The sequence below is a fragment of the Pseudoalteromonas sp. A3 genome, from assembly GCF_025942345.1.
GTDB classification, from domain to species: Bacteria; Pseudomonadota; Gammaproteobacteria; order Enterobacterales; family Alteromonadaceae; genus Pseudoalteromonas; species Pseudoalteromonas atlantica.
Genome location: NZ_JAPCKL010000002.1, coordinates 529,625 through 550,102, shown reverse-complemented (window position 1 = coordinate 550,102; position 20,478 = coordinate 529,625). Strand labels below are relative to the sequence as shown.

17 protein-coding genes are annotated in these 20,478 nt (G+C 38.8%); 7 read left to right on the top strand and 10 right to left on the bottom strand.

The window, feature by feature from the left end:
- Positions 1 to 152: 152 nt before the first annotated feature.
- Positions 153 to 2,528 carry a phosphoenolpyruvate synthase gene (gene ppsA, locus OIZ54_RS05515; RefSeq protein WP_264389933.1) on the top strand — a complete coding sequence of 792 codons (2,376 nt, stop codon included), beginning with the start codon at positions 153 to 155 and terminating at the stop codon, positions 2,526 to 2,528.
- A 65-nt stretch (positions 2,529 to 2,593) separates the two neighbouring features.
- Here the strand turns inward: ppsA and OIZ54_RS05510 are convergent, their stop codons facing one another.
- Positions 2,594 to 2,803, bottom strand: coding sequence for a hypothetical protein (locus tag OIZ54_RS05510; protein ID WP_264389932.1), 210 nt, complete (start codon positions 2,801 to 2,803; stop codon positions 2,594 to 2,596).
- A gap of 145 nt (positions 2,804 to 2,948) precedes the next feature.
- Here OIZ54_RS05510 and OIZ54_RS05505 point away from each other — a divergent pair, with 145 nt between their 5' ends.
- Positions 2,949 to 5,996, top strand: a complete 3,048-nt coding sequence (locus OIZ54_RS05505; RefSeq protein WP_264389931.1) for an FAD-binding and (Fe-S)-binding domain-containing protein — start codon at positions 2,949 to 2,951, stop codon at positions 5,994 to 5,996.
- Between the two features lie 143 nt (positions 5,997 to 6,139).
- On the opposite strand, the gene OIZ54_RS05500 is transcribed toward OIZ54_RS05505, so the two are convergent.
- Together OIZ54_RS05500 and OIZ54_RS05495 are read right to left on the bottom strand one after the other, a co-directional pair.
- Entirely contained in the window at positions 6,140 to 7,339 is a 1,200-nt protein-coding gene (locus tag OIZ54_RS05500) for a cation:proton antiporter (RefSeq protein ID WP_264389930.1), read from the bottom strand.
- Positions 7,339 to 8,550, bottom strand: a complete 1,212-nt coding sequence (locus OIZ54_RS05495; RefSeq protein ID WP_054981980.1) for a tyrosine-type recombinase/integrase — start codon at positions 8,548 to 8,550, stop codon at positions 7,339 to 7,341. The genes OIZ54_RS05500 and OIZ54_RS05495 overlap by 1 nt, the downstream gene beginning before the upstream one ends.
- Before the next feature lie 137 nt (positions 8,551 to 8,687).
- On the opposite strand from OIZ54_RS05495, the gene OIZ54_RS05490 reads away from it, so the two are divergent.
- On the top strand, positions 8,688 to 9,251 hold the full coding sequence (locus OIZ54_RS05490; RefSeq protein ID WP_256846496.1) for a YSC84-related protein: 564 nt from the start codon (positions 8,688 to 8,690) through the stop codon (positions 9,249 to 9,251).
- A 167-nt stretch (positions 9,252 to 9,418) separates the two neighbouring features.
- Positions 9,419 to 9,817, top strand: a complete 399-nt coding sequence (locus tag OIZ54_RS05485; RefSeq protein ID WP_138684845.1) for a hypothetical protein — start codon at positions 9,419 to 9,421, stop codon at positions 9,815 to 9,817.
- Positions 9,818 to 10,145: 328 nt separating this feature from the next.
- On the opposite strand, the gene OIZ54_RS05480 is transcribed toward OIZ54_RS05485, so the two are convergent.
- The 4 genes from OIZ54_RS05480 to OIZ54_RS05465 form a co-directional block, all read right to left on the bottom strand.
- Positions 10,146 to 11,168, bottom strand: coding sequence for a patatin-like phospholipase family protein (locus tag OIZ54_RS05480; RefSeq protein WP_264389929.1), 1,023 nt, complete (start codon positions 11,166 to 11,168; stop codon positions 10,146 to 10,148).
- Positions 11,169 to 11,307: 139 nt separating this feature from the next.
- Entirely contained in the window at positions 11,308 to 12,714 is a 1,407-nt protein-coding gene (locus OIZ54_RS05475; protein WP_004586317.1) for an alanine/glycine:cation symporter family protein, read from the bottom strand.
- A gap of 126 nt (positions 12,715 to 12,840) precedes the next feature.
- A complete protein-coding gene (gene ctlX / locus OIZ54_RS05470) occupies positions 12,841 to 13,752 on the bottom strand; it encodes a citrulline utilization hydrolase CtlX (RefSeq protein WP_004586318.1) in 912 nt (303 codons plus the stop codon).
- Positions 13,749 to 14,831, bottom strand: a complete 1,083-nt coding sequence (locus OIZ54_RS05465) for an ornithine cyclodeaminase (protein ID WP_264389928.1) — start codon at positions 14,829 to 14,831, stop codon at positions 13,749 to 13,751. The genes ctlX and OIZ54_RS05465 overlap by 4 nt, the downstream gene beginning before the upstream one ends.
- Positions 14,832 to 14,998: 167 nt before the next feature.
- Between OIZ54_RS05465 and OIZ54_RS05460 the strand changes: the two genes are divergently transcribed.
- The 3 genes from OIZ54_RS05460 (at position 14,999) to OIZ54_RS05450 (ending at position 17,230) form a co-directional block, all read left to right on the top strand.
- A complete protein-coding gene (locus tag OIZ54_RS05460) occupies positions 14,999 to 15,430 on the top strand; it encodes an Lrp/AsnC family transcriptional regulator (protein WP_055254207.1) in 432 nt (143 codons plus the stop codon).
- A 75-nt stretch (positions 15,431 to 15,505) separates the two neighbouring features.
- Positions 15,506 to 16,216 carry an AraC family transcriptional regulator gene (locus tag OIZ54_RS05455; RefSeq protein WP_264389927.1) on the top strand — a complete coding sequence of 237 codons (711 nt, stop codon included), beginning with the start codon at positions 15,506 to 15,508 and terminating at the stop codon, positions 16,214 to 16,216.
- 150 nt (positions 16,217 to 16,366) lie between these two features.
- Positions 16,367 to 17,230, top strand: coding sequence for a DMT family transporter (locus OIZ54_RS05450; protein ID WP_264389926.1), 864 nt, complete (start codon positions 16,367 to 16,369; stop codon positions 17,228 to 17,230).
- A gap of 67 nt (positions 17,231 to 17,297) precedes the next feature.
- On the opposite strand, the gene OIZ54_RS05445 is transcribed toward OIZ54_RS05450, so the two are convergent.
- The 3 genes from OIZ54_RS05445 to OIZ54_RS05435 all read right to left on the bottom strand — a co-directional run bounded on the left by OIZ54_RS05445 (position 17,298) and on the right by OIZ54_RS05435 (position 20,449).
- Complete coding sequence (locus OIZ54_RS05445) at positions 17,298 to 18,293, bottom strand: patatin family protein (protein WP_264389925.1); 996 nt, start codon at positions 18,291 to 18,293, stop codon at positions 17,298 to 17,300.
- A gap of 282 nt (positions 18,294 to 18,575) precedes the next feature.
- Positions 18,576 to 19,565, bottom strand: a complete 990-nt coding sequence (locus OIZ54_RS05440; RefSeq protein WP_264389924.1) for an LLM class flavin-dependent oxidoreductase — start codon at positions 19,563 to 19,565, stop codon at positions 18,576 to 18,578.
- Between the two features lie 140 nt (positions 19,566 to 19,705).
- The gene (locus OIZ54_RS05435; RefSeq protein WP_264389923.1) at positions 19,706 to 20,449 is read right to left on the bottom strand and encodes a siderophore-interacting protein; all 744 of its coding nucleotides are present in this window, start codon (positions 20,447 to 20,449) and stop codon (positions 19,706 to 19,708) included.
- Between the last annotated feature and the right edge of the window lie 29 nt (positions 20,450 to 20,478).

The following is a 20,478-nucleotide window of genomic DNA, read 5'->3' as shown; positions in this document are numbered from 1 at the left end:
TTAACCTTTTTATTACGTTTAATCCCTAAAATGGCTTACTCACGGTTTACGTGAGGTCTAATGCCAGTGTAGAATGAAGGTGACCTTTATAAAAGGTTTTCTTTCTTAACTCTCACAGTTACAACTACAATTTGTTTTTTGGAGAAAGACCCGTGCAAGAATACGTTCTCTGGTATCAAGAGCTTGGTATGCAAGATGTTCCTCGTGTTGGCGGCAAAAATGCCTCACTGGGTGAAATGATTTCAAACCTCGCTAACGCAGGTGTACAGGTTCCGGGTGGTTTTGCCACTACAGCCGACGCTTTCAATGAGTTTTTAGAGCAATCTGGACTCAATGCAAAAATTCACGACATTTTAGATACGCTTGATGTTGATGATGTAAATACACTCGCTAAAGTCGGTGCCGATATCCGCCAATGGATTATCGATACCCCATTCCAACCTAACCTAGACCAAGCCATTCGCGACGCATACAGCCAACTTCATGGCGATACATCAGCCGATGTATCATTTGCAGTACGCTCATCAGCCACCGCTGAAGATATGCCAGATGCATCATTCGCAGGCCAACAAGAAACCTTCCTTAACGTACGTGGTATCGACTCAGTAATGGTCGCTATTAAACACGTATTTGCTTCTTTATTTAACGACCGCGCCATATCGTACCGTGTTCACCAAGGTTACGATCACCGTGGTGTTGCGCTATCTGCTGGTATTCAGCGTATGGTACGTTCAGATAAATCAGCATCAGGCGTTATGTTTAGTATTGATACAGAGTCTGGTTTTGAAGACGTTGTATTTGTTACTTCAAGCTACGGTTTAGGTGAAATGGTTGTACAGGGCGCAGTAAACCCTGATGAATTTTATGTTCATAAACCAACATTACAAAAAGGGTTGCCATCAGTAGTGCGTCGTAATATTGGCTCAAAAGCCATTCAAATGATTTACTCATCAGATGAGGCACACGGCAAACAAGTAGAAATTGTTGACGTAGAGCCAAGCCTTTCAAACAAATTTTCAATTACAGATGAAGAAGTGCAAGAACTTGCAAAACAAGCTGTAATAATCGAAAAGCACTACGGTCGTCCTATGGACATCGAATGGGCAAAAGACGGAAACGATGGCAAATTGTACATAGTACAAGCGCGCCCAGAAACCGTTCGCTCAAACGAAGATGCCAATATTATGGAGCGTTTTCAATTAAATGGCACAAGCAATGTCATTGCTGAAGGCCGCGCAATTGGTCATAAAATTGGTAGTGGTGTTGTTCGTGTACTTGATTCAATTAAAGAAATGGACCAAGTACAAGAAGGCGACATTTTAGTTACCGACATGACCGACCCAGATTGGGAACCTATCATGAAGCGCGCCGCTGCCATTGTTACAAACCGTGGTGGGCGTACGTGTCACGCAGCAATTATTGCCCGTGAACTTGGTATTCCTGCGGTAGTTGGCTGTGGTAACGCAACCGATTTAATTAAAGCAGGCCAAGAAGTAACGGTATCATGTGCTGAAGGCGATACAGGTTACATCTACGAAGGTATTTTAGATTTTGAAATATTAACGTCGCGCGTTGATAAAATGCCAGAACTACCAATGAAAGTGATGATGAACGTAGGTAATCCAGACCGCGCGTTTGACTTTGCACGTTTACCACATGCAGGTGTTGGCCTTGCCCGTGTTGAATTTGTAATAAACCGCATGATTGGTGTTCACCCTAAAGCGCTATTAAATTTTGATGCCCAATCACCTGCGTTACAAGCTGAAATTACCGACATTATTGCCGGATACGAATCACCGGTAGAGTTTTATATCTCTAAATTAGTAGAAGGTATTTCAACGCTAGGCTGTGCCTTTGCACCAGAGCGTGTAATTGTGCGTATGTCTGATTTTAAATCAAACGAATATGCAAACTTAGTAGGTGGTGAGCAGTACGAACCTGAAGAAGAAAACCCAATGATTGGTTTTCGTGGTGCTGCACGTTATATCTCTGAAGACTTCCGTGATTGTTTTGCCCTTGAGTGTGAAGCAATTAAACGCGTAAGAAATACCATGGGTATGACCAACATTGAAATCATGATCCCATTCGTACGTACCCTTGAAGAAGGTAAACGTGTTATCGAATTACTAGAAGAGCATGGCCTTAAACGTGGTGAAAATGGTCTAAAAGTTATCATGATGTGCGAGCTTCCTTCAAATGCATTACTTGCCGATGAATTTTTAGAGATGTTCGATGGTTTTTCTATCGGCTCTAACGATTTAACTCAGCTAACACTTGGTCTTGACCGTGACTCAGGCCTAATCGCACATTTATTTGATGAGCGTAATCCTGCGATTAAAAAGCTACTTTCTATGGCAATTAAAACCGCTAAAGAAAAGGGCAAGTATGTAGGTATTTGTGGTCAAGGTCCTTCAGATCATGAAGACTTTGCAGCATGGTTAGTAGAGCAGGGCATTGATTCTGTTTCACTAAACCCAGATACAGTACTAGAAACTTGGTTATACCTAGCAGACAAACTTGCTAAATAATCGCGTTTATTAGTAACTGATAAAAATGCCAGCTATTAAGCTGGCATTTTTGTATGTGGGCTAAATTACCGTGCTAATTTTTTATCTAAATAATTACACGATTTAGTTAAGGCTTTTTGGCAAAGCTTTAAATAATGCCTCGCTTTTGGGTAATAAAACGAAAAGCACAGTAACCCCGCCATAAAAAATATTAGTGACGGGCCTGGCACCAGAGAAAAAAATAGCTCAAGCAAAATAAACAACACACCTATGATCTGTAATAGTATTTTTTTCATATAAAGCTCTACACTGTGGTTTAACTTGATTATAAATACAGCAGCTCAAATTACGATAAAAAGAGTGTTACAAACTGTAAAATCTTCAATTTCTATTAGCCATCACCATGATATAATTACACAAATGCCTTAAAATATCGCCGTCATGATAGCAACAATTACACAGCAAGATGCAGCGACCGAGCTTGTCGCAAATTACTTAAGTACACTTAAAAATCAGGGGTTTAGTGGAGACACCGATGCAAGCTATGCAACGCGTTTAACCGCCTCTACCGATAACAGTATTTATCAGCAAATCCCGCAAGGTGTTATTTTTCCTAAAACCGAAAAAGACATTCAACTGGCATTGCAAACGGCATCTCGCGACCCATTTTTGTCACTTACTTTTGGCCCACGTGGTGGTGGTACAGGTACTAATGGGCAATCACTCACACCAGGAATAGTGGTTGATTTGTCTCGCTACATGCGCGAAATACTCGAAATTAACGTTGAAGAAGGTTGGGTTAGAGTACAAACAGGTGTAATTAAAGATCAATTAAACGACTTTTTAAAACCGTACGGCTTTTTCTTCTCACCCGACTTATCAACCAGTAACCGAGCAACCATTGGCGGAATGATCAGTACAGATGCATCAGGTCAAGGTTCATTAGTGTACGGTAAAACCAGCGACCATGTTTTAGGACTTACTACCTATTTAGTCGATGGCAGCCCAATGGTGACATCACCAATAGACATAGAAAAAGCCAAAGTAATAGCCGAGCAAGAATCATTAATCGGTAGCCTTTACAAAACAGTATTGGAAATTTCTTTAAATGAACGCCAAGCAATTTTAGAAAAATTTCCACGCTTAAATCGCTTTTTAACCGGCTACGACCTAGAGCATGTGCTAAGTGATGACTTACAAACTTTTGATATGAGTAGGCTAATTACCGGATCAGAAGGCTCGCTTGGTATAGTTACTGAAGCTAAATTAAACTTAACTCCCATAGCCGAATTTAAAACACTGATAAATATTAAATACGACAGTTTTGATTCGGCACTTCGCCACTCTCCCTTTTTAGTTGATGCGCGTGCAACATCGGTAGAAACAGTCGATAGCAAAGTATTAAACCTGGCTCGCGAAGATATTATTTGGCATTCAGTATCGGACTTAATAACCGATGTACCAAATAAAGATATGCAAGGACTCAACATGGTTGAGTTTAATGCAGTATCACCTGAAGATATAAAAGACAAAGTAAACACACTTTGCACATTATTAGATGAGTGCGTAGCAAATCAAACCAATGGTGTTATTGGCTATCAATTAACCAGCAGTAAAAGTGACATTTTAAAAATTTATGCAATGCGTAAAAAATCTGTCGGATTACTCGGTAATGTTAAAGGCAGCCAAAAGCCATTGGCCTTTGCTGAAGATACCGCCGTACCTCCAGAAAACTTAGCCGACTACATTGTAGAATTTAGAGCATTACTCGATAGCCATAATTTACAATACGGTATGTTCGGCCATGTTGATGCGGGTGTTTTACATGTACGCCCGGCGCTAGATATGTGCGACCCAGAACAAGAAAAACTGCTTCGAAAAATTTCAGACGAAGTTGTAAAACTCACCGCTAAATACGGCGGCTTAATGTGGGGCGAACATGGTAAAGGTTACCGAAGTGAATACGGCCCTGAGTTTTTTGGCGAGCATTTATTTAAACAACTACGTAAAATAAAAACAGCGTTCGACCCTAATAACAGAATAAACCCTGGGAAAATATGTACTCCCATAGAAAGTGAGGACTCACTAGTTAGTGTAGATGGGCAAAAACGTTCGTACTTCGATAAGCAAATTTCTATCAATGTAAAAACAAGTTTTAACAATGCAATGACCTGTAATGGTAACGGCATTTGTTTTAACTACGACGAAAATTCTCCCATGTGTCCTTCATATAAAGTAACCGGCGATCGCAGGCATTCGCCAAAAGGCCGCGCAACATTAATGCGAGAATGGTTACGACTTCAAGAGTCTAAAAATGTAGATTTGCTCGAAGTAGAAAAAGAGCTTAACAAAGGCGAAGTTATTACCTGGTGGGAGCGTTTTGTTCATAGCCGTGAAAAAAACAAAGGTATTTACGATTTTTCTCACGAAGTAAAAGAGTCAATGGATGAATGTTTAGCGTGTAAAGCGTGTACAACATCTTGCCCTATAAAAGTGGATGTACCTACTTTTAGAGCACGCTTTTTAAATTATTATCACAGTTATTACGCGCGCCCACTTAAAGATTATTTAGTCGCTAACATTGAAAGTTCGGCGCCTGTAATGTCTAAATTTGCACGCGTGATAAACCCAATTGTTAAAACAAACTTAGTAAGTAGTTTAATTAAAAAAACAGTAGGGTATATAGATACACCCCAATTAAGTGTGCCTTCACTTGAAAAGCGCGTAGCAAAAGCACATAAATTTGATTTTGAATTATTAAATTCACTTTCAAGCGATGAACAAAATGACTATGTGCTAATAGTGCAAGACCCGTTTACCAGCTTTTACGAAGCCGAGTTAGTGCAAAGTTTTATAACACTTATCACCGCGCTGGGTAAAAAGCCGATGCTATTACCGTTTAAACCTAATGGTAAAGCCCAACACGTAAAAGGGTTTTTGCATAAGTTTAAAGTAACCGCAAAAAATGGCGCAGAGTTTTTAAATAAACTCGCTGATATTAATTCGCCTTTGGTTGGTTTAGATACATCGTTAGTTATGTGTTATCGCGATGAATACAAAACCATTTTAGAAAATAATCGCGGCGAGTTTCATGTTCAACTTGCCCATGAATGGTTACAAACTCAATCGTTTAAATCATTATCGGCTAAACAAAAAACTGATACTGAATTTACATTACTAAGCCACTGTACAGAAACAACCGCTTTACCAAAAGCAGCAAGCGTATGGAAAACAATTTTTACTGATATTGGTTTAACCCTAAACACAACCAATACCGGGTGTTGTGGCATGGCCGGTACTTATGGCCATGAAGCACAAAACCAAGAAAATTCCCGTGCACTGTACGAAATGAGTTGGAAACCAATAGTAGATAAAAATAAACCAGAGCAACTTTTATCTACCGGTTTTTCGTGTCGCAGCCAAGTAAAACGTTTTGAGCAATTTAAACCAAAGCACCCAATTGAGTTGCTCGCTCAGGTACTTAGCTAGTAAAAGTTAAAAATAAAAAAGGCGTAACTTAAAAATAAGTTACGCCTTTTTTATTAATACCAATTCGCTTAGTTAAGTGATTTATTTTAAAGCTAAAAAACGTGTTTATAGCAAAACAATATATTCGTTAATTTTTCTAAACGCTATTTAGATTTTTTAACGAAGCTATCTGCAATAGGCTTTGTACTTATACCATGTATAAACACGCTAAATAAAATAGTGGTCATTGCAATAGTGGCAATATCGTATTTATTTTCTATTTGCGTGTCTATTACCATTAAAGTAAAAACAATAGATGCCAAACCGCGTGGCCCAAACCATGCAAAAGTAAAACGTTCCTTCCAATTAAGTGCTGTAAATTGTAACGATAACATAACCGGAATTATTCTAATTAATGTAGTGCTTAGTAAGGCGTACACAATTATATTTGTATTTAATTTGGGTATTACTAAATACGCACAAACAAATCCAAATAAACACCAAATCATTAACGAAGTAAAATCAGCAATGTGCTCTGAATCTTCTATTAGCTCAGCGCGAATGTCAGTTTTAGAAAATTTATCAAATAACAAACCTGCTATAAACACCGCTATAAACCCGCTGCCATGTAAATATTGTGTGATAGAAAACACCGCCATCGCAAAACCTAAAAGTAAAAATGGGCTGGTGCTTTTTGCAAAGTAATGGCGCTGCATTGCAAAATTTAATGCCGGAATAAATATCGCTATAGAAAAACCAGCAATCAATAATGCTAAGCCAAGCTCTCTTGAAAACACACCTAATGTATGTGAAGCAGTAATAGCAGAGTCAGGGTTTTTAGCTAATAAAATAAAAATTAAAAATACTGGTACACATAAGCCATCGTTTAATCCGCTTTCGGTATTTATACCTTCCCTGATTTTTTCGGGCACTTGTGTACTTTGCAATAACCCTTTACTCAAAGCTGCATCGGTTGGTGTAAGTATAATTGCCAGCAGTGCCGATTGAATTAACGACAACTCTGCAAATAAAAATAAGCTAACACTAATACCGCACAATAAAGTTAAGGGTAGGGCAACGAATAGTAATAGGCTAGGGTATTGAAAACTATGCCTCAATACACCTAACTTAGATTTAGCCGCATCAGAAAATAAAAATATACTTAGTGTTAGCTCTATCAGTGGTAATAAATAATCTATTCCTGTTTTTAGTTTTTCGCCTTCATTAGGAAGTAAAAACGCCAAAAACATGCCGCCAATAACAAAAAACATAGGGCCTGTTATTTCTGTGCGCTCTAACTGCCTTATTGAAATTGAATAAACTAAAAATAAAAAACCAATAAATGCTATTACTAAGTATTCCATTAAATTTTCCTTTTAACGCCTGATTTTGCTCGCTCTTTAATATTTGTTTGAATGTAAATTTGATCGGTTGTCGCAATTTTAGAATGGCCTAAATCTTCCGATAAATGTTTTAGCGGTCGAGTTTGCGCATCATGTGTTGCACCCGTGTGACGAAGCCAATGGGCAGTGGCCGCTTCAAGTTGTTCTGCATCATCTTTAAACCCGTCATCAAGTAACGATTGCTGAGCTAAATCAAAACTTTGCTGCACTAAACGCCTAATTTGCCTAACGGTCATCCCACCTTGGCCACGAATTTTATGCACCAATGGCTCAGATTCATCAACGCGAGGTAGGGCGGGTAACCCTCTGTATAATCGGTAACGTTTTAAATACTCAACAAAATCATCACTTAACGTAACATCTCGTAGCTTATTACCTTTACCCATAATTCGTAAAAACCAAAAACCGTCATTATCTTGCCAAAAGTGTGACATAACTGGCGACCACTGCGGGCGCTCTGATAATTCTGATATACGTAAATATAGCCCTTTTAAACACGCGAGCGTAAATAGGTTACGTTCAAGCTCTGGTTTTTTTTCACATAAATCGCGTGTTACGCCAAATACATATTCCCATTGTATGTCACTTAAAGTGTCTGGGATCTGAATTTGAGATTGAACTACCAAATAGGGGCTATTTTTTTTCACTACAGGCACAAAGTTAGCAAACGTTTTTTCTTCTAAAATAGAAAACTTATAAAATACATTTAGCGCAGTAAACATAGCCGCTAATGTTTGCTGGCTCGCAATTGACTCTTTTAATATAAAAGGGCGCCAATTTTGATTTAATCGACGAATGCCTTGTTCATCTTTGTAACGCCATTGCACCGAAGTTGATGCCCATTTTTTATCTGGCTCAGCCATAAAATCAACATACGCTTCAATGTCTTCGCGCTTTAAACTAAATACAGATTTTTCGGCAATTAGCCAAGACCACAAATAAAATCGTTCAAGCTCATTACGAAAACGATTAAATGTTGCCTCAGATTTTCGGCCGTACACATATAAAAATTGGTATAAAAATTTAAGATCGTCCTTTGATTCAGTTACAGTCAAGCCAACTTGCTGTATAAAGGATGCAAGTTCTGGGTATTCTGAGTTTAGAGTACCGTCATCAAGATGAGCAATTTGGTATCTTAATTGTTTTAACGTATCAACTAAAGCGACAAGCATAATGTATAAATATTCAATAAAATAATAGACTTACAGCTTAACGTTAAAGTCCGATACTGTCTAGTATTGGACATAGTGAAAGTGTATTTATTTAAACATTGTTGTGTATTGGTATGAATCTTATTAAGGAAAGTTTTATGAAAAAATTTATAGTGTTAGGCCTACTTACAATAACTGTATTACTAACAGGTTGTGCTACTACAGGCAGTGCTTCACCTAGCGAAAAACGCGCTTTAGTACAAAGCATGAAAAACAATACCCTCGACAAATTATACGCACAAAAACCCGATGTTAAAAAACAAATTGCCAATTCTGCCGGTTACGCCGTATTTGATAACGCAAACGTAAATGTCGTTTTAGCTAGTTTTGGTGGCGGGTACGGTGTAGTAAAAAATAACTTAACGGGTAAATCAACCTACATGAATATGGGTGAAGCCGGTTTAGGGCTTGGTTTAGGCGTTAAAGATTTTAACGTTGTTATGGTTTTTCATAACCAAGCGGCAGTAAATAGATTTATTGAACACGGTTGGGCCTTCGGCGGAAACGCAGATGCAGCAGCAAAATACGAAGATAAAGGTGGAGCACTGGTTGCAGAAGCCATTGCCGACCAAGTTACCGTATATTCTTTAACCGAAAATGGCCTTGCACTTCAAGCAGTACTAAAAGGCACTAAATTTTGGGTAGATTCTGAGCTAAATTAACACCTAATTACTCTCCTAAAAGCGGGCTGGTTTGTATAATCACGCTCGCTTTCTTATCAATTACTCAATTTAACATAACGTAATTTATGAGCAATTATTGATAAGTTGTAAATTCTTTTACAACCTTGTATATTTTTAATACTGTTAATTATTTAAAGGAATAAAAAGTGACTACTTTCAAAATATTGATGTTTTTCATATTTTTCACCCTATCCATAAGTAATGCGTTTGCAAATAGCTCAACATCTTCATATTTAAAAAATGAAATCAATGAAGCCCATAAAGCTTATTTGTTTAATGATACTGCCACCGGTTTATATGCATTAAACTCACTAGCTCGTTTATTAAAGTATATTGGCCCAGATGAACTTTCAATAGAAGGAACAAATTTAAACCTTGCTTTAACTTACTTCCGAATTGGGCTATTACATGAAAAAAATGGTGATGAACTACTTAAAGATAAATATTTTTCACAAGCAATAGTTTTAGTTCCAAATTCAGAGGAAATTCTAACTAATGACTTTCGCTCTCTAGTTAATAAACTTGATAAAAATTTTAGTGAATAAAATTTTTTATGGGTAAGAATTAGTCGATACTAAAAATTTTTTCATAGAAATGAAACCGTGAAATTTTATTTCACCAAATCGTTATATAAATAATAAAGCTAGTTATTTAGGTATTAATAATTAGCTTTTTTAATTAAAAATTACACCATATCTTATGACGCTTATCTATATTAGTGGAGCAATACATTAGCAATAAAATTAAGCTCAAACTACTTTTTGACAAAGATTATTTTATAAATTTTTATTTATGAGATTGGATTTATTTCCCTATCGAATCTGCCTTTACTTTCAAACACTCCTAACTTATTGTTATTTCTAAGGCATACATTTATTTAATCATTAACCTCTTATCAAATGCCTCAGCCAACTTTTCTGTTTCACTAAAAACAGTATTCCAATATTTAATACGTGTATCTGCATCAAGATCTGTAAAGTCGTTTCTGTCTGGAATTTTTCCGTAAGGTAAACCGGCTATAAATTCTTTTGATGGGGTGATCATCACCACGTTATCGTAATTTTGTGGTGCCACTTTACGTTTTAAATCTTTATCAAACCACCCTGCTTTTGGCTCGCTATTAAAATGCGGATATAAAATTAAGCCTGGGTTATTAATTTTTAAATCAAAGTGGTAGTCAATTATTCCGCCATCGCGATAAATGCCGGGTGGCGAACCTGCAATATTTTTTATTCCTTGCATAACAAGTGGTATAGAGCCTGATGCAAGTAAGGCATCTTTTAAATTTGTTTGGCTAAGTGGTATGTTTTGCGTTTTAAAATTATAACTGTCGGTTATAGATAAATTGCTGTTTGGCGCGCCAAAAATAAATCTCTCGTACTGCGAGCCTAATAATTTTCGGTTAACCCGATTAAGCATGTAACTTTTTGATAAACCTAAAAGCTGAATTAATTTATTTTCACTGGCTATAAACCCATTCGATTTAGCCACTATAAAATGCGCTTTAAAAATAGGATTATTTAAAATTTCGGTTACGCCGTGCTCCCCAAATACATCATCTAATAATGCGCGGGCTTTTAGTGTAATTTCAGCAGGTGTTGGTTTATTACTAGAATAGCGCGTTTGCGAATACGATTTTGCTAAACGCTCGATGGCAGCAACTGGGTCGTTTTGTGCAAAACAGGCTGACCGAAATGCGCCAGCAGATGAACCAATTAAGTTGAGTGGTTGAGTTCGGTTTTTAAAAAATTCACCAAAAATATATTTGTCTAAGCCAAATAATGTAAACCATTTAGGCCCACCACTTGCCCCTAAAAAAGAGGTAAATAACTCGGGTTTAAAGCCCTGCTCGTTAATAATTTTTGCTGCGGTTTTGCCTGCGTGAATGTCGATCATTAAATCAATTTACCTTGTTATTCTTATATTTTAGTGCTGTTCACATAACCCAAAATTGAATAATTATGCAAAATTAAAAAGCGGTATTATGTTGCCATAAAACCGCTTTTTATCGTTAAAATTGCTTAAAATACGGGAATCAATCCCAAATGCCGCTTTCGCATTTACCCTGTACTTTTACGTCTTTTACTTTAAATTCGGGCTCTATGCCTTTTTCTCGTTGTGTGTTGTAGTCGCGATTAACAGACAAAATAGTTGGCGTGAGCAATATAATAGCGATTACGTTAACCACTGTCATTAACCCTAATGCTATATCGGCTAAATCCCAGACTTCTTTTAGAGATGCCGATGCGCCCCACAGCATCATTGATAAATAAAGTAATGTATAAATTGTGCGCCCTACTTTGTTATCGAGCTTAAATAAATGCAGGTTACTTTCGGCGTAAGCATAGTTGGCCACTACCGAGGTAAAAGCAAATAAGGTTATGGCTGCAGCAACAAAGTACACACCGCCTTGTGCTAAATGTGCAGTCATGGCGCTTTGGGTTAAACGTATGCCTTCCATTTCGCCGCTTATATCTACATCTGCTAATAAAATAACTACCGCGGTACAGCTACAAAGCACAATTGTATCGAAAAACACGCCAAGCATTTGTATATACCCTTGTGTAACTGGGTGATTAGGCATTGGGCTTGCGCTTGCTGCAGCATGCGGCACGCTACCTGCGCCGGCTTCGTTAGAATATAATCCGCGTTGAATACCGTTTTTAATGGCAGCGCCCATTGCTCCTGCGCCTGCTTCTTGTAAACCAAACGCTGATAAAAACACATCTTTAAGCATGGCAGGCACTTGCGGTAAATTCATAATCGTAATAATAACCGCCGCGGCTACAAATAATATGCCCATTAGTGGCACTACTCGCTCAGCAAAGCGGGCAATGGCTTTAAAGCCACCTAATATAATTGAGCCTGCTAATACGGTAATAACTAATCCAGAATAAAAGGTAGGTACTTGAAAAGCATAGTTAAGGGCGTCGGTTATGGTATTGGTTTGCATTGCACTAAAGGTAAAGCCATAACCTAAAAATAAACACGCGGCAAATACAATAGCAAAGGCACGGCTGCCCAAACCTTGTTGAATATAATAGGCGGGGCCGCCTCTAAATTCGCCACTACTATCGCGTACTTTATACACTTGCCCTAATACACTTTCGGCAAAGCCGGTTGCCATGCCGAGTATGGCTATGACCCACATCCAAAATATGGCGCCGCTTCCGCCTAGTGAAATTGCAACAGCGACCCCAGCTAAGTTACCTGTACCTACACGGGCACACAAGCCAGTACACAATGCTTGAAATGATGAAATGTCGTCTTTTTTACACTTGCTACTGCCTTTTAACAGGCTAAACATGTGTTTAAATTTTACTATTTGAATTGCTTTTAAACGTACCGAAAACCAAATACCTGCAAACAGTAGTATGTAGATTAGTATTTGGCCTTCTCCCCATAATAGGCCATTTACACTTTTTACTACGGTATCGAACATGGGCTAATCCTTTTGTATTTATTATATTTTTACTCAGCGCGCAGTTGAGTAATTGGCATTTAATAATGCATGTTAGCCATAGATTAAGGCAGCTAAGCTGCCTTAGGATGTTGACTTAGTGGTAGGTTATTTACTTTGCAGGTGTATGCCAGCAATCATGCATCTAACCGAACCTCCCGCCGACTCTATGGTTGGTATAGGTAACGGAACAAGTTTAGCTGTTTTTTGTATTGCTGCTTTTTGCTCGGTTGTAAGTGCATTAAACGCCGTTTGTGATAGTGCTAAAATACGACCATTTGTACCTTGTAACTCTATTGCGTTGCCGCAAAAGCTACTTATTTGCTCATTAGATAAGTTTATTACTTCTAAATGGCTTTGTATAAAATGGCTAGTTAATTGTTTGTGCTGACTATTTGGCACCATATTTAAGCTGATCATGGCAAACTCTGTGGCTACACACATTAATACATTAGTATGATAAACCGCAGTGCCTTGCTCATCGTAGGCGTTAAATACAACAGGTTTTAGCTTTAATTGCTCGCACACTGTATTAACCACGGTTTTAGTAGTGCGCTTAGATTCTACTGCATAAGCAAGCTTATGGGGGTGGTCAATAACAAGCGATCCTGTGCCTTCTAAAAATGCATTTTCTTTCGCTAAAAATGAATAATCAGTCACAGACAACACTTTATAGTGATTAGTCAAAAAATCAATAATATCTTTTCGATATTCTAACCTTCTGTTTTCTGCGTACATTGGGTACATAACTAGCTCGCCACTTTGATGAGTAGAAAACCAATTATTTGGAAACACAGAGTCGGGCGTGTGTGTATGTTCGTCTTCAAAAAGGTGAACCGTTACGCCCTCGTTTTGTAATAATTTAACCGCATTAGTGACTTCGTCAAAGGCAAGCTGACTCTGATTTTGTGAGTTACAGGTACTTTGAAACGTGTTGTCTAACATGGTTTGTGGATTAGATGTAAAGTGATGCGGGCGCACCATCACCACCGCTGTCGGTGCTTGCTTTATGTGGCTCATGCGACTTGCTCTTGCTTAGGTGTTTTTGATATTTGTGTACTATTAAGTACCGAAAATAAATTACGTGGATCGGCTTGTTGTGTAATTAAATCAAGTAGTTCAAACTCACCCGCAGCCACCAGCGCGTCTTTAATATACACCAGTGCGGTAAAGTCTTCGCTTGCAAAGCCTACCCCATCAAAAATAGTAAGCTCGTCGTTACTTGTACGCCCAGGTGTTTGTTTATTAATTACTTTATGAAACTCTGTTACGGCAAAGGTTTCGCTCATTTGCTGTATTTCGCCCTCTATTCTGGTTTGCGGTTCGTACTCTACAAACACATTTGCGCGCGTTAATAATTGTGAATCAAGCTCTGTTTTACCAGGGCAATCCCCACCAATGGCATTTAAATGCACGCCCTGGGGGATCATATCGCTGGTTAAAATAGTGGCATTTTTTTTATCGGCTGTGCACGTGGTAATAATGTGCGCGCCTTGTACGGCTTCTTCTGCGCTATTGCATAGAGTTACATTTAAGCCGTAACCACTTAAGTTGTTGTAGGCTTTTTGTGAGGCATTTTTATCAATATCGTATAAACGAATGTGAGTAATGCCTAATACGGCTTTAAAAGCTAATGCTTGAAACTCAGACTGTGCGCCATTACCAATTAATGTAAGCGTTGTTGAGTGCTTAGGCGCTAAATACTTTGCCACGAGCGCCGATGTAGCCGCTGTACGTAAGGCTGTTAGTAAGCACATTTCGCTGATCATAACCGGATAGCCGCTATCAACATCCGACAAAATACCAAATGCGGCCACGGTTTGAAGTTCCTTAAAGGTGTTTTTTGGATGACCATTTACATATTTACAGCTAAACATTTTACCGTCGCTTACGGGCATAAGCTCTATTACGCCATCAGGAGAGTGCGCCGCATAACGTGGCGATTTATCAAACTCATCCCAGCGAGCAAAGTCGTGTTCTAATCTTTGGGTAAGCTCAAGCAATACGTTTTCTATTCCGACTTTATTTATAAGTTTGGCCATAGCCTGTACGCTAACAAATGGAACACCTTGTTTAGGTTGTGCGATAAAATGACTCATAAATACCTCTTTAATGACTAAATAAATTAATTGAAATAAGTTTATAGGCCAGAGGTGCTACTTAAAATGCCAAAAGTTTATACAAATAATAGTATTTTTTAGCAAATTGCTATGCAATAAAGTACAAATTTAGTAATTTGTAATAAACACATAACCCAAGGCGTTTTATGACCCCTTACATTTACGACTCATTAGATAACGCATTAATAGCCGAATTACGAAAAGATGGCCGCGCTTCTATTTCAGCCCTAGCCGATGTTTTAAAGGTGTCGCGCGGGACAGTGCAAAATCGCTTAGACCGTTTAGTCTCATCGGGTGCTATATTAGGCTTTACGGTGCGTGTACACGAACACATAGAAACCGAAGCTGTAAGAGCAATAATGATGGTGGAAGTGGTGGGTAAATCTACATCGCAGGTAATTAAAACCATGCGCGGCATACCAGAGCTAACAAAGTTACATACAACCAACGGCGCTTGGGATTTAGTGGCTGAAATACAGGCGGCAAATTTAAGTGAGTTTGATGGCGTACTCAGGCAAGTACGCGAAATAGAAGGCATTTTAAATAGCGAAACCAGTATATTATTGTCATCTACTTAGGTTTAATTAACGCCATGTTTTACTTAAAGTGTTTTGGGCAATACTCGGTTTATGTATTAGGTATTGGAGTAGGCAATGAATAAGCTTTCTATTCGGTATTATTCGCAAGATATAAAGCGCCACCAGCACAATTACCATCAACTCGTTTTACCCCTACACGGGGAAATTTTTATAACGTTAAATAATGACTTTAAAACAACGGTGAGTACGGGCAGTTGTATCGTTATAGAGAAAAACGTAGTGCATGCCTTTACGGCCGATGAAGCCGCGCGTTTTATTGTGGCAGATTTAGACGCGCTCCCTGAAAACCTTATTAACCTTTTATGCCCTAAAATCTCAATAGATAGCCGTTTATTAAGTTACTTACAGTTTATAGAGCAGCAACTGCTCGTTGTTAGCGGTGAAAAGCTTACTAATTCAACTTTTGATTTATTTTACTTATTACTTTGTGAGCAAAGCAGCCACAGTAATATTGATAAGCGAATAGATAATGTAATAACCACTGTTAAGCAAAATTTAGCCTACCCCTACACGTTAAAAGAGCTGGCCGATATAGCCTGTTTAAGCGTTACACAATTTAAAACTGTGTTTAAAAAAAGTACTACTATGACTGCGCTGCAATATTTAACTATGTTACGAATGCAGCACGCTCGCGCCCTTTTAACCCATTCAGACTTACCGATTGCTTTAGTAGGCGAGCGCATTGGTTATAACGATGCCTCTGCGTTTAGCCGCCGGTTTAATGTATATTTTGGACAGTCACCGAAGGCGTTTGCAAAGCAGTAATATAGATAACCTAAACACAAGATAATAAAGCAAGCTCAAGCAGAGTGTAGGTTAAATAGCGTCAGAGCAAACAATAACACCGTCTTTTTAGCATATTTTTAAAAACCTATATTGATACACTCAGTACATAGTATTTACGGAGGGTAATTAATGGCAACACACATAGGGTTTTTAGCAATATTTTCGTGGGGGCTTTTAGCATTACTAGGTAATTTAACCAAAGCGCTCCCGGCTTTTCAGTTACTTTTTATGTGCTTTGCACTTTCTTTTATTATTTTATTAGTAAAACGTTTTGCTACAAAACAGCCATTATTAACCCCTCCAAAGCTTTCTAAAAAACAAATGATAATAGGTGTGACTGGCTTATTTGGTTTTCACTTTTGTTATTTTATGGCTTTAAAATACGGTCCTTTAATAGAGGTAAGCTTAATTGTGTACCTTTGGCCATTATTACTGGGTGTATTTGTGGCTACCCCTGGGTCTAAATTTAAAGCAGTATTGAGCGGATTACTGGGGTTTTTAGGCACGCTTAGTTTAATTACCGATGGCAGTGGGCTATCTATCAATAGTGAGTATTACTTAGGGTATTTTTTTGCAGGATGCTGCGCAGTACTGTGGTCTAGTTATTCTTATTTAATGTCGCAATTTAATAGCCAAGTAGATGACATAGGCTGGCTTTCGCTTATTGTGGCTGTGCTTGCCCTTTGTGCACATTTTTATTTTGAAACAACCGTTATTAGTTTGTCTATTTCACAATGGCTAGGCGCTATTTTATTAGGATTAGGCCCAGTGGGAGGTGCATTTTATTTATGGGATTATGGTTTAAAATTTGGTAACCGCTCGCTATTAGCCTCGTTAAGTTTTTTAACGCCAGTGCTTTCTACTTTTATTTTAATACTCGCTTCGCAGGCTCCTTTTAGTTGGTCAGTATTTATTGCTTTAGCGCTTATTTTATTAGGCGCGGTAATTAGCAATAAAAAGCCATCGATAAGTTTAAAAAAAGCAGAGCTTTAATTTTGCCACGGCACTTTACCAACGCTTAAACTTAAGGGGTAATTTAAGTTTAAGCGTTAATATACAGCTACATAGCGTAGCTGTGTGCGTAATCTACTATACGTGCGTTTTGGCTTTTTAAATAAGCGCGGCCTGCTTTTACACCTAGCTTATGATCAAAGCGTAAATCATCATTCGAGCTACCTAATAATTTACTGTGTAGCTTTTCGTCTGCAAAAATTTGTATAATTTCTACATCACTAGGCGGGTTGGCAATAAACGTTAGCTCGTCTAGGTATGCTTGCTCGTGTTGAATCAAGTAATCAAGTGTTTTTGGGCAGTAGCCTGATGCACATGCAAATGTTCTAAGCTTTTGAACCCATGCAGTTTGCGCCTGAAAATGCTCATCAACGGTTCTAATTACCACGATTTTTCGTGCGCCACGGTTATAAGCTTCGCGTACAGGCAGTGGCGCAGCTAAGCCGCCATCTAAATAAAAATCTTCACTCGATTGCTCTGCAGCTAAATGTGCTTCGTTTGCCGCTTTTGTACCTAACCAAGGAGTAAGTTTAACGCCTTGTTTATACAAAAAAGGTAACGCGCTCGATGCTTTTAACAAATCTCGCCATTGCTTACCCTCGCCTGTAGGTGAAAGGTAATAGGCTTTTCTGTCGCGTGCATTGGTTGCCGTTATAAGCAGCTCTCGCTCGCCTAAGCTGGTTTTTGCTGTTTTAAAATCAAGGGCTCTGTTTACTTCGGTGGTTTTTTCAAAGTACCAGTCTAAATCGACAATGTGCTTGCCCATTAAACCACGCCCTAATTGAAAAAAGCGTTTGTTACGCGAAAGCCCTCTAATTAAGCGTTTAGCGTAACCTTTTTGGCGTGCTAAATAGCTTGTTAAATTTTGCGAGCCGGCAGAGGTGCCGATAAATAAATCAAATGGGTCGTAGTTTTGCTCTAACCATGCATCTAATACACCGGCTGTGAATATCCCTCGTTGTCCGCCACCTTCAGCTATCAGAGCAACTTTTGGCTGCGCTGTATGAGTAACTGAATTAGCCGATGCGATTGTTAGAGCGTTCACGGTGTACCTTCCTTTAATTTAATGATGTTTGGTTAATAACTACATTATAAAAAATAAAAGTGATGTCTTAAAATTGATTGTTTAAATCAGTTTGATTGAAAAAACAGAACGATAAATAATGCAAAATGGGCCTTATCCTTGGCAACCTAAGTATGTTTAATTATCGAAAGTGTTTGTTCAGACATCACTTAAAGTTAATAATTTTGTATTCACTTTTAATGATGTCTACATAGTAGCAAGGCTTGTGTGTACGCTTGCTTAACTAAACACTTCCTTTTTTAATTAATGCTTTATTTCCATTAAAATTTCTAGAGCTCGGTGGCGTTTTTCGCTGTCGTAAACATCGTTGGTAAATATAAACTCATTCACTTCTAGCTCTTTCGCTATCATTTGTAATTTATGTTTTATACTCACATGCCCGCCAACAACGCTTAAGCTTAAAAAGTTTTCTACGTGGGCGCGCTCTTGCTCACTCCATAAACCTTCCATACTCTCTACCGGTGGCTTTAGCCATAGCTCTTTGCCGCGTATTAATTCAAGCACGCGTTGCTTTGAGGTGGTAGATAGGTACTGCGCTTCTTCATCGGTTTCTGCTGCTACCAGCGGTAAAGCAAGCATTACATAGGGTTTATCGAGTACATTTGAGGCTTTAAATTCTCGCTTATATAGCGCAATGGCATCGTGTACAAAACGTGGTGCAAAGTGCCCTGCAAATACATAAGGCAACCCTTTTTGCGCAGCCAATTGGGCGCTAAACAAACTTGAGCCTAATAACCAAAGCGGTACGTTTGTGTCCTCCCCCGGAATAGCACGTATAGGGTGTGTGCCATTGTATGGGCCTAATAATGTTTGCAGCTCTGTTACCTCCCCTGGGAAGTTTTCTGCGCGGCTCATATCATTATTTAGCGCACGGCTGGTTACTGGATCACTACCAGGGGCGCGGCCAAGGCCTAAATCTATTCGTCCAGGGTATAAACTCTCTAACGTACCAAATTGCTCAGCCACAACTAAGGGCGAATGATTCGGCAGCATTATTCCGCCAGAGCCAACCCGTATACGCTGAGTTTTACCTGCAATGTGACCTACTAATATAGAGGTGGCAGCACAAATTATACCAGGCATATTGTGGTGCTCGGCCAGCCAAAAGCGGTTAAACCCTAATTGGTCGGCGCGCTGGGCGTATTTGGTGGTTTTATTGAGCGTATGAGAAACGCTGTCCCCTTTGATCATGGGGGCAAGCTCTAATAACGAAAAGGGAATGGAAGATAACAAAATAGCAGCTCCTTAAAATGCATGCTAATAATGGGCTTCATCATCAGCATAAAACACTTAAATGGGTCTGCTATTTATTCAATTCAAGTTAGGTAACGGATAAAAGCAAAATAGCGTTAGGCTGTTTTGCTCTAAGGTATTCATGCAAGCTCAGGGCTTTGCTGGCGCTCTTTTTTATAACCCTCTGAGTCTACGCCTTTTTTCCAATAACCAGAGGAAACTATATTACTGCGCGGTATATTACAATCCTGGGTAAGTAAGGTTTTTGCTTTGCGCACTAGCCCTGCCTCTAATGCCATAAATACAATAGGTGGCTCGTTCGTGTGTGGCAAATTGTTAAGCGCGCTGAGCATATCGGTATCCGGTGTATCTGTAATTAACCAATTAACATCGCGCTGCGTTTGTAAATCAATAATGTCTTGCTCAGTAGGGGCATGCACAAACGCGTCAATTTTTGCGCTGGCGGGTAACTGCTGCATGTACCCTTTTATTGCATTAACTGAGGTTAAATCGCCTAGTAATACATAATGCGGATGCTGGTAATTATCAAGCTTTTTAGGACCTGGGCCCGCTATGCCAACCTCGTCACCTATTTTTGCAGTTATAGCCCATTGCGTAGCCGGACCTTGGTGCATGTTTATTACAAAGTCGAGCGTTAACGCGCCCGTTGCATCATCAACGTCTCTTATTGTGTAAGAGCGCATGCACGCGGTTTTTAAATTAAAATCAACTTTGCCATTTTGGGGAATAAGCACTTTTACATAGCTGCCAATATGCGCTTGCGTTAAATCCGAAAACTCATCTGAGCCTACAACAATGCGCTGTAAATGCGGTGTTATTTGTTCAGTACTTAGTACCGTAGCTTTGCGAACTTGTTTACCCATTTAAAATCACCTCGTTTAACAAAATAGTT